Origin of the sequence: Flavobacterium gyeonganense (assembly GCF_029625295.1) — a bacterium.
Taxonomy (GTDB): Bacteria; Bacteroidota; Bacteroidia; order Flavobacteriales; family Flavobacteriaceae; genus Flavobacterium; species Flavobacterium gyeonganense.
On record NZ_CP121112.1, the window covers coordinates 4,410,942 to 4,426,390 of the forward strand.

Annotated in this window: 10 protein-coding genes; 1 reads left to right on the top strand and 9 read right to left on the bottom strand. The window is 34.6% G+C overall.

Going from position 1 to position 15,449, the window contains the following annotated elements; all coding sequences use genetic code 11:
* Positions 1-5: 5 nt before the first annotated feature.
* The 3 genes from P5P89_RS19105 to P5P89_RS19115 all read right to left on the bottom strand — a co-directional run bounded on the left by P5P89_RS19105 (position 6) and on the right by P5P89_RS19115 (position 5,390).
* A complete protein-coding gene (locus P5P89_RS19105; protein ID WP_278009740.1) occupies positions 6-3,389 on the bottom strand; it encodes a TonB-dependent receptor in 3,384 nt (1,127 codons plus the stop codon).
* Positions 3,390-3,558: 169 nt separating this feature from the next.
* Positions 3,559-4,602: a FecR family protein gene (locus P5P89_RS19110; RefSeq protein WP_278009741.1), complete on the bottom strand. Its 1,044-nt coding sequence runs from the start codon at positions 4,600-4,602 to the stop codon at positions 3,559-3,561.
* Positions 4,603-4,799: 197 nt separating this feature from the next.
* Positions 4,800-5,390 carry an RNA polymerase sigma factor gene (locus P5P89_RS19115; protein ID WP_278009742.1) on the bottom strand — a complete coding sequence of 197 codons (591 nt, stop codon included), beginning with the start codon at positions 5,388-5,390 and terminating at the stop codon, positions 4,800-4,802.
* A gap of 468 nt (positions 5,391-5,858) precedes the next feature.
* On the opposite strand from P5P89_RS19115, the gene P5P89_RS19120 reads away from it, so the two are divergent.
* A complete protein-coding gene (locus tag P5P89_RS19120) occupies positions 5,859-6,836 on the top strand; it encodes a YheT family hydrolase (protein WP_278009743.1) in 978 nt (325 codons plus the stop codon).
* Between the two features lie 115 nt (positions 6,837-6,951).
* On the opposite strand, the gene P5P89_RS19125 is transcribed toward P5P89_RS19120, so the two are convergent.
* The 6 genes from P5P89_RS19125 to P5P89_RS19150 form a co-directional block, all read right to left on the bottom strand.
* Positions 6,952-7,872: a glycoside hydrolase family 16 protein gene (locus tag P5P89_RS19125; protein WP_278009744.1), complete on the bottom strand. Its 921-nt coding sequence runs from the start codon at positions 7,870-7,872 to the stop codon at positions 6,952-6,954.
* Between the two features lie 47 nt (positions 7,873-7,919).
* Positions 7,920-9,062, bottom strand: a complete 1,143-nt coding sequence (locus tag P5P89_RS19130; RefSeq protein WP_278009745.1) for an endo-1,4-beta-xylanase — start codon at positions 9,060-9,062, stop codon at positions 7,920-7,922.
* Positions 9,063-9,423: 361 nt separating this feature from the next.
* Positions 9,424-10,527 carry an IPT/TIG domain-containing protein gene (locus P5P89_RS19135; RefSeq protein ID WP_278009746.1) on the bottom strand — a complete coding sequence of 368 codons (1,104 nt, stop codon included), beginning with the start codon at positions 10,525-10,527 and terminating at the stop codon, positions 9,424-9,426.
* A 7-nt stretch (positions 10,528-10,534) separates the two neighbouring features.
* Positions 10,535-12,058 carry a RagB/SusD family nutrient uptake outer membrane protein gene (locus P5P89_RS19140; RefSeq protein WP_278009747.1) on the bottom strand — a complete coding sequence of 508 codons (1,524 nt, stop codon included), beginning with the start codon at positions 12,056-12,058 and terminating at the stop codon, positions 10,535-10,537.
* Positions 12,059-12,119: 61 nt separating this feature from the next.
* A complete protein-coding gene (locus P5P89_RS19145) occupies positions 12,120-14,900 on the bottom strand; it encodes a SusC/RagA family TonB-linked outer membrane protein (RefSeq protein ID WP_278009748.1) in 2,781 nt (926 codons plus the stop codon).
* Positions 14,842-15,177, bottom strand: coding sequence for a carboxypeptidase-like regulatory domain-containing protein (locus P5P89_RS19150; protein ID WP_278009749.1), 336 nt, complete (start codon positions 15,175-15,177; stop codon positions 14,842-14,844). Before P5P89_RS19150 ends, P5P89_RS19145 begins: the two co-directional genes overlap by 59 nt.
* Between the last annotated feature and the right edge of the window lie 272 nt (positions 15,178-15,449).

Consider the following 15,449-nt stretch of genomic DNA (forward strand, 5'->3'; position numbering starts at 1 on the left):
TAGATTTAAAATGTAAACTGTGTTCCAAAAGTAATTGTACGCATTGGTGGCAAAGCAAGTCCTTGTGTTTCAGGATCAAGTCCTCTGTAACTGGTAAAAGTTACTAAGTTTTGCCCCTGAAGAGAAAGACGTATACTTTGTAAATACTTTTTAGTTCCTTCATTCAAAGGAACCTGATAAGTGGCGCTTACATTTTTAAGTTTTATATAGGATGCATCTATAATAGAAGCATTGGAGTCCATATAATTAAAGAAGCTGTTTTGAAAACCGGAACTTAAAACATTTCCTTGTGCTATATAATCATTGTATTCATTTACCTGAAAATTTGCAGTAGAGTATGGATAACCAGGCTGAGCTCCAGTAGAAGTCATTAAAGTAGTTCCCTCTTGTTTTACAAATTGGAATAAAAAGTCAAGTGTAAAGGCTTTATAGCTTATTGTGTTTGAGATTCCTCCATAGTATTTAGGGTAAGTAGGTCCGTAATATTTTCTGTCTCCTCTGCCTGTTTCTGCAAATCCACGTGATATTCTGCCGTCTCCGTTTACATCTTCAAATTGAGAAATTCCGTCAGCATTTACCCCCGTGAAATTATAGACATACCTACTGCTTAAAGGATTTCCAACTACGTATTGAGAGTAATAACTGGTGAATTCTATTCCATCAAATCTTGCTAATTTATTGGAATTGGTAGAGATATTGAAAGAGGTAGACCAATTAAAATTTTTATTACGAATGTTTGTCGTAGCCAGCGTAAATTCCCATCCTTTGTTTTCTACTTCAGCAGGTAAATTGGCCGTATAAGTTGTAAAACCTGCCTGTGCACTAAGGGTGTAATTTACCAATTGATCTATAGAAGTGTTTTTATAATAAGCAGCTGTGAAAGATATTCGATCTTTAATGAAGCTTAAATCTAATGCCGCTTCAAATTTTCTGGTGGTTCCCCATTTTATATTTGGATTTGAAATTCTGGTTGCCGCCATAGATGTATTCCCGTCACCATAAGTACGAGTATCAAAAGTATCTGCATATCCATAATCCGGAATATCATCACTGCCTATTTCTCCATAACTGGAACGCAGTTTTCCAAAACTTAATAGGGTCTGATCTTTTAAGAAACTTTCTTCAGTAAAAATCCAGCCAGCCCCGATTGAACCAAAATTACCAAATCGGTTATTAGCTCCAAATCTGGAAGAACCGTCTCTTCTAAAATTAGCATTCAGGATATATTTATTCTGGATGTTATAGTTTACCCTACTGAAGAGCGAAATATATTTGTATTCCGAACTTCCATTAGAAACTGATACTGTTTCTGCAGCAGCAATATTACCAATTAAGTTATCAGCACTATAGCCATTTGAACTAACATAAGAAGGCATTTCAGATTTTCTGTTTTGCCACGATCCTCCAATAAGTACTGACAGATTGCCTTTCCATAAATTTGTTGTATAATTAAGCTGAGGCTCAACAGTAAAATTATTTGTATTATTAGTTGAAACGGTATAAGATCTTTGAAAGTTTACATTGCTGCCGTTTGCTTCAGCATAAACATGATTCACTGCAGATCCTGGCATAGTCTGACTAGTCTGCATTTGTGCTCTTCCATATCCTAAATCAGTTTTAAAAGAGAACCCTTTTGCAATATCATATTGAAGGTTTAAACTAGTGATTAAGTTCATCCCCTTATCTCTTACTCTTTTGTCTAAAGCAGCTAGTGGATTAATATCGCTAAAATAATCCGGAGACCAGTAATAAGTTCCATCGGCATTGTACACAGGACGATTTGGAGCAGTCCCTACTGCATATGTTGTAATGTCAAAAAAAGGAAGGTTATTATTATCTGTTGCAAAAATCACAGAAGCACCTACTTTTAGTTTTTTATCCAGTGTACTATGATTAATATTTAGGTTGGTTGAGAATTTATCATAACTAAAATCTCCTGGTACCACAGTAGTTTCTTTATGATAAGCACCGCTTACAAGAAAGTTGGTGGTATCGTTACCGCCTCTTAAGGAAGCAGAGAAATTATTAAAATTAGCCGTACCACCTATTAATTTTTTCTGCCAGTTATTATTTACATTAGGATCCCAGTCAGTAATAGCTATACCATTACTATCTACATCGGCAATATCTCCATTGTTATCTAATGCTGTTTGCAGCATATTTAAGTAAGCAGGAGTATCTAAAGTTTTAACCATGTGGGCGACCTCAGAAAATCCTGAATTTGTTGTAACCGTAAACTCTGTTTTTCCTGATTTTCCTTTTTTGGTGGTAATAAGTACAACTCCATTAGCTCCTCTTGAACCGTAAATTGCTGTCGCATCTGCATCTTTCAGGATTTCAATGCTTTCAATATCATTCGGATTAATTATATTCAGAGGACTTGTTGACTTTTGAGCCCCTCTGATTATGTTGTCTTCCTGAACTTGCTCCTTAATGTCGTTTCCAATGTATGGAACACCATCAACAATATAAAGAGGGAGGTTTTTTCCTTCAATGAAATTTCTTCCTCGAATGCTGATGTTCATGTCAGATCCGGCATATCCAGATGTCTGTGTAACAAAAACCCCCGGAGTCCTTCCTTGAAGGGTTTGTAAAATATTGGTCACTGGTTGTTTTTCAATGTCTTCAGCAGTAATTTTTACTACAGATCCTGTAGTTGTTCTTTTGGTAGTTGTCCCATAACCAATTACTACAATTTCATCCAGTTTAGCTAAATCCGGCTGCATTTTGATGGTAACAGTAGTTTGGTTTTCGACTGTAACATCTTGTGTTTTATATCCTAAGTATGATATTCTGAGTACATGTTTTCCTGATGGTAATTCGATAGTAAATTGTCCATCAAAATCAGAAACACCATGTTTATTGCTGCCTACAAGCAAAACACTCACACCTGGTAATGGAAACCCGTTTTCATCTAAAACTTTCCCGCTTAGGTAATAATTGGCTTCGGCTTTGTCTTCCTTTTTTATTTCTGCTTTTGCGCTTTCTTTTTTATAAACAATAACATTTTGATCTACTTGTTTATAAACCAGATTACTGCCCTGAAATACAGTATTTAAAATCTCGCTAACTGACCTTCTTCCTTTAGGTGTACTAATTTTAGGGAAATTGTTAATAAGCTGTGGCTGATAAGCGAACAGTAATCCTGTTTTATTTTCAATAGTTTTAAACAGGGTTTTAATATCCTGATTGTGAAGTTCAATATCAACAGATATCGTTTCTAAACTCTGACCACTCATTTCATTTGCAAATACCATAGGAGTACCGCACGTGAGTAAAAAAATGTGGAATAAACTGATGCGCATGATCATAATAGTTTTTTTTGAAAGCCCGAACAAAGAATTGTTCTTTTCACTTTCAAACATGGTTGTTTTACAGCGTAATTTCATAAATTTGCTTGTTTTTAATGGTTACTGGTTTTAATTATTAAAAATTTTGGGCCATCTGGTGTAGGAGCTGGATGGCTTTTTTTTATTCTTATAGCTTGGTTTTTAAGGTTAGTATTTATTTTTAAAGCTTTCTAAAGTAGGAGGTTTAGTCAGCCTTTTTCTTTTTTAATTATTCGCAGCCTTTTCCATCCAGAATGATGGTTCCGGTTTTGTTGTAACGATATTCTGTTTCAATAACACTCGAAATTACTTTGAGGACATGATCCAGATCTTCATCATTAAGGAAACTTGCGGTTATCCTGCAATTCCTGATTTTTTCATTCGATAATAAAATCTGTACTTTGTATTTCTGCGAAATTAAAGCAACAGCTTCTTCCATATTAATGTCGTCCAGAATCAGGTAGTTGCTTTTCCATTTGGTCACAACGGCTGCACTAGTTGTATTCTGCTCAAAATTCAGTGTGTTTTTGTTCACCTTAATCTGCTGATTTGGAGTAATCACGCCATATATTTTTTCTGCATCTCCAACCTGAACCTTACCTCTGGATACCGTAACTTCTATGTTTTTAGAAGAATCAAAAGCATTAATATTAAATGCAGTACCTAAAACTTTCGTCTGTACCTTACCGGTATGTACGATGAAAGGCTTCTTTTCGTTTCTTTTGATGTCAAAAAAAGCTTCCCCGGTGAGGGTTACTTCACGCGTTTTGTTACCAAAAGAATTCTGTTCATATTTTAAGGTACTATTGTCGTTCAGTATAACCGTACTTCCATCCGGCAGACGAACCAATTGTTTTCCGCTAAAGTCTACCGAAGTATTTTCTGCAATTACAGGCAGTTCAGTAATTGGAATAGCATTTTCTGTTTTTGGTTTAAAAAATAAGCTGTTGCCAATCGCGATTAAAGCAATGATACTCGCTGCAGCGAAGAGCAGGCGCACGACCACCTTTTTATTTCTTCTTTTCGGCTCTAATAAAACCACTTTTTGGCTATTCTCTGAATCTGACAAAATCCTGTTGAGTATATAATCGCTCTTTTCCTTGTCTAATAATTCTGAAGAAGGATTTTCCCTAAGCATCAAATCAATTTTTTCTTTTAAGAAGTCGTCATGAGAATTCTGCCGGATCATTTCCATCAATTTCTGCTCATCAGAAACCGACAATTCATTTTTCAGATAGCTTTCAAATAATTCTTCGAATTTTTTTTGCTGCATGTCCTGTAAATTAAGTTAGTGCTTATTTAAAATTTGAGGTTATTTTTTTAGTATACTAAAAGTAGGGGGCAATACCTGTTTTTAGCATGTTTTTATTATAAAGACAGTTAAAAAAAGGGGAGGGAGTAGTTAAAAGTAAAAAAAAAGTAAAAAAATGGTAAAAAAATAGCAAAGGATGCCTTTTTGAAAGAAATTTTTTAAAGCCAGCTCTTTAAAAACAGAAGGAGAGACATGAACATATTCATGTACGGACTGATCTTATGGCGTATGAATTTTAGAGCCTGAGCCATGTGTTTTTTTACAGTTTCTGTAGAAATGCCTAAGTCTTCACCAATTTTCTGATGGCTCAAACCTTCCCATTTTGCCATTTTATAGATTTTTTGCTGCTGAGGGGGCAGCTGTTGTACTATTTTATTCAGGATTATATTGTACTGATCGTCTTTTATACCGTGATCTGTATCGCTTAATGTATCATTCGAAGTGATTTCTGTCATTAGGGTACTTTCACGGGCAATTTTTTTGATTGTATTGAATATATGATTTCGTGAAATGATGAAAAGATAATTTTCAAAACTATCAATTTCTCCTAAATTCTGATGACTGAGCCATATTTTCAAAAAGACGTCCTGAACAGCTTCTTCAGACTGAATAACAGATTTGGTTATTCTTAATGCCGTTGCATAGACAATATGTTTATATTGATTGTATAACGCTGTAAACGCCAATTCACTTCCCTGAGATAGCTCAAGAAGAAGTTTCTTTTGATCTGAACTGGAATTTGATGGCATGGTATTTAATTGTTTCGAATTGGCAATATTATTTATTTTTTTTGAAAGCTATACAGTTTATCCGAAATTATGGTGTAAAAATATCACTTTGACAATCTAGCCTCTCAATATTGAAATATCAAAAAAATAATTCCCTTAGTTTTGCGGAAGGCTTAATATAAGTAAAAAAACAGTATTACGATATTGTAGGTTAAAACTTCTATTTTTTAAGGATATTGTATTTTGGAATAAAAAATAAAAGCTTTTTTAACAAAAACTCATAAGATTATAACGCTCTAATCAAAAAAACATGTAAGTGTTCCATATTAATATGATACGATTTTTAAAAAATAGATTTCAAATGCAACTAAAACTTAAGGTTAAATTTATATTGTATGATTATTTTTGAAGTAAAATTTAAAGACAGTTTTTGACTACAATATTGATTGATTCCTTAGATTTGTATGAAGCATTATAAAAAGTTGTATCATGCCAATAATTGAACAATCAGAATATAATTTACCTCCTGTTGTCCATCGCAACCGACACATTTCTACTATTTATGCCGCTTTGTTCAAAAAGTTTGAAGTTCCAGCATATACAAGGGTAAAACATGAACTGAATGACGGAGATTTTATCAATATCGATTTTGTTATCAATAACGCTAAAAAAGCAGTTATTCTATGTCATGGTTTAGAAGGTGATTCACGCAGGACTTATAATAACAGCTGTTCGGCTTACTTTCAGCAAAAAGGATTTTCAGTTTTCGCATGGAATAACCGTACTTGTGGAGGAGAAATGAACCGTCTTCCCAGACTTTATCATCATGGTGCAGTTGATGACCTTGATGAGGTGGTTCAGTTTGTTTTAAAAAAAGGATTCAAAGAAGTTTATCTAATTGGCTATTCGATGGGAGGAGTTCAGCTTTTGAACTATTTGGGCTGGACAAAAATTGATGAGCGCATAAAAGCAGCTGTTTCGATTTCGGTACCCACTCATATTGCAACAAGTGCTGCTGTTCTTAAACAAGGTTTTAACAGGGTTTATCTAAAGAATTTTACAATAGATATTAAAAGAAAGCTTAAATATAAAGCAGCCCAGTTTCCTGATTTTATAAACACCGATCAGATTGATAAAATTTCTTCTTTTGATGAAGTTGACCAGTATTTTACAGCGCCACTACACGGATTTGCAAGCCGGGATGAGTATTATGAGCGCGTTTCACCTGAATTTTCCCTAAAAGACATTACCACTCCCGTTTTAATAATTAATTCGCTTGATGATCCTTTTTTAGGTGAAAGATGTTATCCAAGGGCTATAGCGAAAAACAGTAAATATGTTTATCTGGAAACCCCAAAATATGGTGGTCACTGCGCTTTTCCTATGCGAAATTCAACCTATTCTTATGCAGAGAAAAGAGCATATGAGTTTTTTGAATCTTTAAGCCTTCAAATTTTTCAAGCCTGATATTAAAAGTTTGGGTTTGAACGAAAGCTTTCAATTAGCTTAATATAAAAGCAAAATGGCCGAAATTGCTTTCGGCCATAGTAAAGAATTATCTGTTCTTAATAGAATAACATTTTTAGATTGGTCTTTTGTAAACGGTTACATCGTCTACCCACATCATTACAGTCGAAAATAAGTTAATTTTATTCGGATCTATAAAGCTAGAATCTTTTGAACCTACATTCATGTTAAAAACAATTGAATGCGGCCCAAAATTATTCAAATTGAGTTTAGCTGTACCACTGTTGGTATATGTGGCAACTGTAATGTTGTCAACCTTTATAGTTACTGTTACAACATTGTCTTTCATTTTCCAAAAGGATTCATATAAGTGCCATCCATTGTTTGCATTAATGTTAAAACTACCGGGATAATTTCTTTCAGCTGAATTTCCTAATAAGTTTGTTCCGACAGCTGTTCCATAAAAAAGATTTGAAGCAAAACGACTGGTATTTGGTGCAAAAGAATAGCCTTCCATAATATCGATTTCACCTTTGGTTGGCCATCCGTTCCCTTGTACAGTCCAGAAAGCAGGCCAGGCACCATAAGTCTCTGTAAAAGATTTATAAGTTCCGCCATCCATTGCCACCAATTTAATATTCGCAGAAAGCATATACTCTGTATTATTTTCAGGTTTATACTGATAATTAGAACTAATAAAGCCAGATCGATACTTGCTGGTACTCAATTTAGTAGTCTTGATTTCTAAACACTGCTTTCCGTCTCTCCATTGAGTTGTAGGTACCGAACTATTATAATCACAATAAGGCGAATTATAATCAGTACGTTGTTCTTTCGTCCATTGTGACAGATTTGAGCCTACATTAAAAGTATCTTCAAATTGTTTTACCCACGGTGCAGAAGCAACTTTACCTGTGCTTTTATTTGCATTTACATTTGTTAACTGGCTTTCTGATAAAGGAGCGGTATTATCTGAACAGGATGCAAATCCTATTAGGTATGTCATTGCCAAGGATAATAAACTTAACTTTTTCATGATTTCTTTTTTGGTTAATTTATAGTAAAGTGTATGCTTTTTAAAACTTAATCTAAACCTTCCAGGAATCCCGTATGAGCACTTTTAATAGTAAAGTTTGCATCATATAATAAAGGCCAGTCGTTACCAACGTGGTTCAGTTCTGTACTGTAAGGAATCCAGGATTCATTATCTTTCATACCCCAAATTGTTAAAGCATATTTATTGGCTGCAGGAAGTGCATTGTAAATTTGAACCATTTCTTTATATTTTGCTTTTTGTGCCAGTCTTCTTTCGTTGGTAAAAGTCGAAATATCATTAAATTGGTTTACCTGAATATCTAATTCAGATACATGGATTCTTAAACCTTTAGCTACAGCTTTATTAAGATCAGTTTCTATTTGAGCCTTTGTTGGGCTTAGATAAGTGTTATGCATTTGATACCCCAGACCATTTATAAGATTACTCGCTTTTAAATCATCTACAATGCTGAAAACCCTATTTTGTTTTGGAATATTAGTAGATGTGGCATAATCATTATAAAACAATAATAAATTTGTATCACCCGCTGCATTTGCTGCATTTCTGGCCCACTGAAAACAATCTTTAATGTAGTTAGGTCCCATTCGCTGAAGAAAAATAGTATTTCTCATAGTGCCGCCATTATCATCGGCTGCTTCATTTACAACGTCCCAGGATTTTACTTTACCAGCATAATGAGTAACAACATCTGTAATGTATTTTTTTACTTCTAATGCAAATTCTGCATCAGTACCTGCATAATTTTTTAACCATTCCGGTACCGAATTATGCCACACTAAAGCATGACCATGGACATTGATGTTATTAGCGTTTCCGTAAGCTACGATTTTATCTGCTACAGTCCAGTTGTAAACACCGCTTGCGGTAGAAATCTGATCCATTTTCATTTCATATTCGGCAGAAATACTGCTGAATTCATTTTTTAAAATGATATCATACTGACTTCCATTAGTCAGTTGAAATGCTTTTACAGCCATACCAACAAAAAACGGATTGGCTAATTTATTTGCTTTTACCTTTAAAAAAGTTGGGTCTTCAGGAATACCGCTAGAACCAGTAGTTACAACGCTAATGACATTCGAATAATCTGAAATTTGTGTTTCATTTTTGGCTCTTACACGGTAATAATATTGTGTTCCTCCAGTTAAACCTGACACAACGTCGTTCAAATCTGTAACTTCTTTTGAATTGTAATTTGGCAGAAAAGAGGCGAAATTTTCGCTGGTTGAAACATCTAAAAGATAGCTTTTTGAGTGGGAAACGTAATACCATTTTGCTTTAAAACCATTGTCGTTTACATCTTTTGGTGCAATAGCAATTGGTGTTTCTAAAACATCAGGGCTCTCACTGTCGTCTTTGGAGCATGCATTTAAAAAAAGACGACGCTGATCAGCATTAATAAAAATTTACTTTTCATACTGTTTTTTATTATGAAGCATTCTTTTAGAGAGAATGTCCTTATTTATAGTTATTTATTCGGTTTGATAAAAAAGGCTGTTTTGACCACAGCCTCTTTTAATTTAAGAGTTATTATTGGTAACGAATTTTAATATTATCAAATTTAATGGCACTTGGATTAGGTGAATCTCCCTGGGCTACTCCAACTTTAATCTCATTAATTTTAGAAGGGTTTAAAGTTGCGGCTGTATTAGAACCAAATCCGTAATTATCTTTAAAATCAATAATTGAAATGGTTTTTGTAGTCCAGTTTACATCGGTGATTTTAAAATTGTACCCATAATTCACCCCGTCGATAGTATTTAACTGAATGGCAAAATTAGCCCCAACAACATTTGCACTTACATCAATATCGATAAAAGCTTTTGTTGCATCTGTATTGGAAGTGCTTAAGAAACTGGCTCCGCCGCCGCCACTGCTTCCGTTGTAACCATTTACATTTGAACCGCCCCAGACTAATGTTGTGTAATTTCCTGTTGGACCACCAGCAGTACTGGTGTTGAAGCTTTCTATATCGCCGTAAGAAGTCCACTCAGTTCTGGCTCCATTTCCGTCAAAATCAGATACCAAAACGATCGTAGCAAAGTCTATTGTTTTCTTTGCTGCACCGCCAGGGGTAGTAATGGCAAGTTCTGATCCAGAAATGGCATTTGCAGGTAAAGCAATAATAATTGATGAAGATGATTTTGCCGTATAACTAACCGCTTTTCCTCCTACGGTTACTGATGAAATATTATAAAACCAAGTTCCTTCAATTTCCAATGGAAATCCTGGAGTTGCAACAGCCGGAGTTGTTTTTGTAATGGTTGGAACAGGTTGTAAAATCTCAATATTTTTGGTAACGGAACCATTTGCAGTAATAAATGTAATAGGCTGTATTCCAAATCTGCTTCCTAGTTTTTCATCAAAGGGAATAGTAAAAATAAACGCTTTATCTGAATTGTAATTAGGATTAAAACTGATATTAATTTTATCATCCAGGGTAATTTTTTTTAGTCCCATTAAACCTTCGCCTTCAACTCTGACTTTATTTGTTGGAAAGGCCTGATTTAGTAAATCTCCCGGTTCAGCAACCATTGCATCTATATTTGCTTTAGCAGCGTCATCGTTTTGACAGGCTGTAAAAGAAGCCAGCGCCAAAAGAATCAGAATTCTATATTTTATTTTATTGATCATAGTATAGTTAGTTAAAGTTAAAAGGAACGGGAGCTTCTAATAATGATGGATTAGTATCAATAGCAGACTGCGGTAATGGCAGTTCAAAATAATTGCTTGTCGGAGTTATTTTTCTGGAAATCAATTCTGTTCTGGCATCATCAGAATAAAAACCAACTTCCTGCTGTGAAATAATGGCTGTTGCTTCTGCCAATCCGCGGCGCTTTAGATCAAAGAAATATTGTCCTTCCAATGCAAATTCAACTCTTCTTTCGTTAAACAATTCATCTCTTGTCAATACTGTTTTAGCTGGCAGTCCTGCTCTTGTTCTTACTTCATTAAAAGAACTTAAGGCAGATGCTGAAGTTGTAGAACCGGCTCCGGCTAAAATCGCTTCAGAATTCATTAATAAAATATCAGAATATCTTAAAATGATTGTGTTTTGAGAAGTTCTCATAAAGAATACATCGTTTCTTTCTGCAGCAGAACCTACAATGTATTTTCTGAAATTAGCCGCTGTAGAAGAGTATATTTTTTTATAAGTAAATCCGCCTTGGTTTTTTAATAATTCAGGGTAGAAGTCACCATCTGTCATAATGGTACTTTTCTTTCTGGTGTCTTTTGGTTCAAATCCATTTTGAAGTGAAATAGAAGGAAGGTAAACTCCCCAACCGTCACCACCGCCTGTAATTCCTGTACCTCCCGGAACGATATAAGCCTGATTTGTATTTTGTGTTCCCCATTCTGTAGCAATAGCTTTCCATTGCAGGGCAAACATACTTTCTGCACTGTTATTGTTCTCCGGACTGCTAAACAAGTTGCTGTATTCCTGAATTAAAGTATACTGGTTACCGATAATTTTTTGGGTTAAAGCAGCACATTCAGCATATTCATTCAAAGTCAGATGTACTTTTGCCAATATACCCATAGCGGCATATTTGGTAACATAACCTTTTTTGGCTCCTCTTTCAGGTAAATTTTCGACAGCATATTCTAAATCCATTTTTATGAATTTATACACATCCGAAACAATATTTCTTTTTGGCTGTGGAGCAGACCCTGCTTTACTGATAATAGGTACAGCCCCAAAAGCTCTTACCAGATAGAAGTAAGCATTTGCTCTCATGAATCTTGATATTGCAATAGCATTTTTATAAGATGCTTCCGGCAGTTCACTTTTTCTTTCTTCGACAAGACTCATTAAATTATTAGACTGATCAACTACCGAAAATAGAGAAACATATCCCTCAGTTAAAATCGGATTTTGTGAGGTTACCTGAGCATCTTTAAATTGCGCATATGCACCATCGAATGTAAAAGCATTGCCGGCATACATATCGCCAACAGCAATCAGAAATTTATCATTAAAAGTAAACCACGGCTTAAAGTACAAACTCTCAGCAATTCCGTCAAATGCTGTAACACCTTCAGGTAAGTCGGCAGGCGTTAGCTGATTTTCAGATGGTGCATCCAAAAATTCATCTGAACAGGAGAATAAAGACAGCAATGGTATCAGCATTCCCATCATAAAAAGTTTAAAAAGTTTTTTCATAACTATTTTTTTTGTTTTAACTATTGTATATCATTAAGTTAAATATTTGTTTTTATAAGTTCTAGAATTCAATGTTCACTCCTGCAGATGTAACTCTTGGTACAGGGTAGCGGCCTAAATCAATACCACTTAGTGTTATATTTTGGTCTAAGTTTCCAAGAGCGGGATCAAAACCGGAATATTTTGTAAAAGTGTATAAGTTTTGAACATTTACATACAATCTTACTTTAGTCAAAATAGTATTTTCGAACATTCTGTCTGGTAAATCATAACTCAAAGACACATTCTGAATTCTTAAATAAGAACCATCTTCAACAAATCTGTTAGAAATTCTGCCATTGCCATTTGGGTCATTCAGTGTAATTCTTGGTACATCTGTATTTTCGTTTGTACCCGGTTCAAAGGCATTTAAAGCCTGAGTGCTTACATTTCCAAATCGGTCTCCAAATCCCGGATAGATTCCGTCAATATAATGACGTGTAAAGTTGTAGATCTGATTACCCTGACTTCCTGTTAGTACAATTGATAAACTAAGATTTTTGTATTTAAAGTTGTTTGTAAATGAATATGTAAAATCAGGAATTGCATCTCCAATAGCGGTTTGGTCTTTACTGTCAATTTTTCCGTCATTATTAAGATCTTTAAAACGAATATCTCCAATTCCGGTTCCAGTTTCCTGTGTTGGTCCCGCAGCTAATTCGGCAGCATTTTTGAATAAACCATCTGTTACGTATCCGTAAAATTGCCCTACAGGTTGTCCTTCTGTAGTTCTGGTAACGTTGTATAAATCAAATTGTACCTTTCCTAGTAAAGATTTGCCCTGTCCTTGAAAACTGGTTAGTTTGTTAGTGTATTTTGAGAAAATAACAGTGCTGTCCCATGAAAAATCATCTGTAACGATATTTCTGGTATTTAATGTAAGGTCAATTCCTTTAGTTACAATTTCACCTGTATTCAGATAATAATTAAGTGCACTTTGATTTGACTCATCATTGATTTGTTTTGTAAGGAAATCAGATGAGTTTTTAACATAATAATCAAAATCTAATTTTACTCTGTTATTAAGCGTCGCCAATTCAAAACCAGCGTTAAGAGATTTAAGTGACTCCCATTTGATATTAGGATTACCTAAATTATCAATAGTAGGAGATACGCCTCCAAAAGGAGATGCAAGTAGTGACAGGATAGTCTGGTACCTGTTTGCCGGTATATTTTGATTTCCTACGGCACCGTAACCCGCTCTAAATTTCAAATAATCGATGCTATTTGACAAAGGTTCAAAGAACTTTTCGTTACTAACTGTCCATCCTCCTGAAAACGAAGGGAAATAACCCCATTTGTTGTTAGGACCAAAGTTTGATGAAGCATCCGCTCTTAATGAAGCAGAGAAGGAGTATCTGTCAGAAAAACTATAATTCAATCTTGAAATATAAGATGTCATAGACCATCTTCCTGAACCATTTCCGTTAAGTGCAGTATCGATATCACCTATATTTAAGTTTGTAAAATCTTTATTTAAAAATGCCCCCGTTCTATAACCACTTAAATATTCATATTTGCTTTCCTGCGCTTCCTGGCCTAGTAGTAAAGTAAAATTATGTTTGTCGTTTATCGTTTTGTTATATGTCAGATAATTTTTGATATTCCAATAATAACTCTGATCCTGCTGTTTAAATGACTTGTTTAAAAGTTCAGATACATTTCCTAAAGTATATTTAGGTACAAAAGTGCCACTTTTAGCAAAGTTAAGGTCGTATCCTAATTCGGTTCTGAAAACCAATCCTTTGATAAGGGTGAAATCAGCGAATAAATTACCATTAATTTTGAATCTTTCTGTAGTCGAATTGTTGTATTCGGCCAGAGCAATTGGGTTGGTTGCTTCGTTTGCAGAAGATCCTAAACCGCTTGTTGGACCTGCAAATGCTCCACTGGCATCCCTAACTGGTAATTCTGGTGATTGTCTCAATGTATTCATTACTAAACCACCTCTGTCATCGTTTCTTACTACTTTCTGCGATGACTTACTTACAGATAAGTTGTTACCTATTTTTAGCCAGGATTTAACATTAGAATCTACATTTAATCGCATCGATAATCTGTTAAAATCCGAGTTTAAAACAATTCCTTCCTGGTCAAAATAATTTAGGGAAGTATAATAACGTGTTCCTTCTTTTTCGCCAGAAAATGAAAGCTGGTGGCTGTACATCGCAGCCGATCTGAAAAGTTCATCCTGCCAGTTTGTTCCATTTCCTAATAAATCAGGTTTTTGGTATTGAAAAGGGACAGGTTCACCGCTTAAAGTGAAAATTTTTGACTGGTATCTTGCATATTCAGGCAAGTTTAAAACATCTACATTGTTCGTTACTTCCTGATTCGCTAAATAAGTTTCGTAGGTAAATTTAGATTTTCCTTTTTTCCCTTTTTTGGTAGTAATTAAAACAACTCCATTTGCACCATTTGCGCCATATATTGCTGTCGCAGATGCGTCTTTTAAGATGTCAATACTTTCAATATCTGAAATATTCAGGCCGGATAAAGCAGAACTTTTTGTTTGTCCGTTTCCGCCACCCAATGCACTAAAAGAAAATGTGTCGTTGTTTTTATCTGCAAAAACAGGTGTTCCGTCAATAACATATAAAGGTTCGTTACCATTGATAGAAGTAATACCTCTAATTTGAACGGAGATTCCTCCTCCAGGTGTTCCTGAATTCTGTGTAACATTTACACCTGCCGCTTTACCTACAAGGGCCTGATCGATAGAAGTAAAGGGCTTGTCCTGGATGTCAGAAGCTTTGATAGAAGAAACAGCACCGTTTATATCTTTTTCTTTTTGAAGTTCCATATCCGATAACTACTACCTCATTTAGTTTTTCCAGTTCATCTACCATGACTACCTGCATCTCTGATTTTGTATCTGCGGGTATAGATATATTTTTATAACCTATATAACTAAAAACCAGTATCGCTTTTGGCTCTACATTGTTTAAAGTAAAACTGCCGTCAAAATCGGTGGCTGTTCCGTTTTTTGTACCTTGTACTACTACACTAACTCCGGGCAGACTAACTCCCCCTGATGTTACTTTACCTTTAACAGTTTGGGCAAAGAAAAATTTCCCCACATAAATACTATTATATACAATAGTCTTTTTAATGTTTTTTTCTGCATAAAATTTGGTTGTTTTGAGTTTGGATTAAATAATTAGTTTATTTTTTATTAGTGAATATTTACGTTTTTGATTTTTTTTGCATTAACATTACTTTAAGTGTGAAAATGAAAATCATTTCTTAAATATTTCTTAACGAAAGTAAAATCTAAGGCAGTGAAAGTGTAAAACGGATGAAGCAAATCGTGCATCAAATGATGCAAAATAAAGGGATGATATACTGTAAT

Excerpts from the sequence above, each read along its gene's own strand:
- P5P89_RS19105 (WP_278009740.1), bottom strand. The coding sequence starts at position 3,389 with ATGAAATTACGCTGTAAAACAACCATGTTTGAAAGTGAAAAGAACAAT.
- P5P89_RS19120 (WP_278009743.1), top strand. The coding sequence starts at position 5,859 with ATGCCAATAATTGAACAATCAGAATATAATTTACCTCCTGTTGTCCAT.
- P5P89_RS19145 (WP_278009748.1), bottom strand. The coding sequence starts at position 14,900 with ATGGAACTTCAAAAAGAAAAAGATATAAACGGTGCTGTTTCTTCTATC.
- P5P89_RS19110 (WP_278009741.1), bottom strand. The coding sequence starts at position 4,602 with ATGCAGCAAAAAAAATTCGAAGAATTATTTGAAAGCTATCTGAAAAAT.
- P5P89_RS19115 (WP_278009742.1), bottom strand. The coding sequence starts at position 5,390 with ATGCCATCAAATTCCAGTTCAGATCAAAAGAAACTTCTTCTTGAGCTA.
- P5P89_RS19140 (WP_278009747.1), bottom strand. The coding sequence starts at position 12,058 with ATGAAAAAACTTTTTAAACTTTTTATGATGGGAATGCTGATACCATTG.
- P5P89_RS19135 (WP_278009746.1), bottom strand. The coding sequence starts at position 10,527 with ATGATCAATAAAATAAAATATAGAATTCTGATTCTTTTGGCGCTGGCT.
- P5P89_RS19125 (WP_278009744.1), bottom strand. The coding sequence starts at position 7,872 with ATGAAAAAGTTAAGTTTATTATCCTTGGCAATGACATACCTAATAGGA.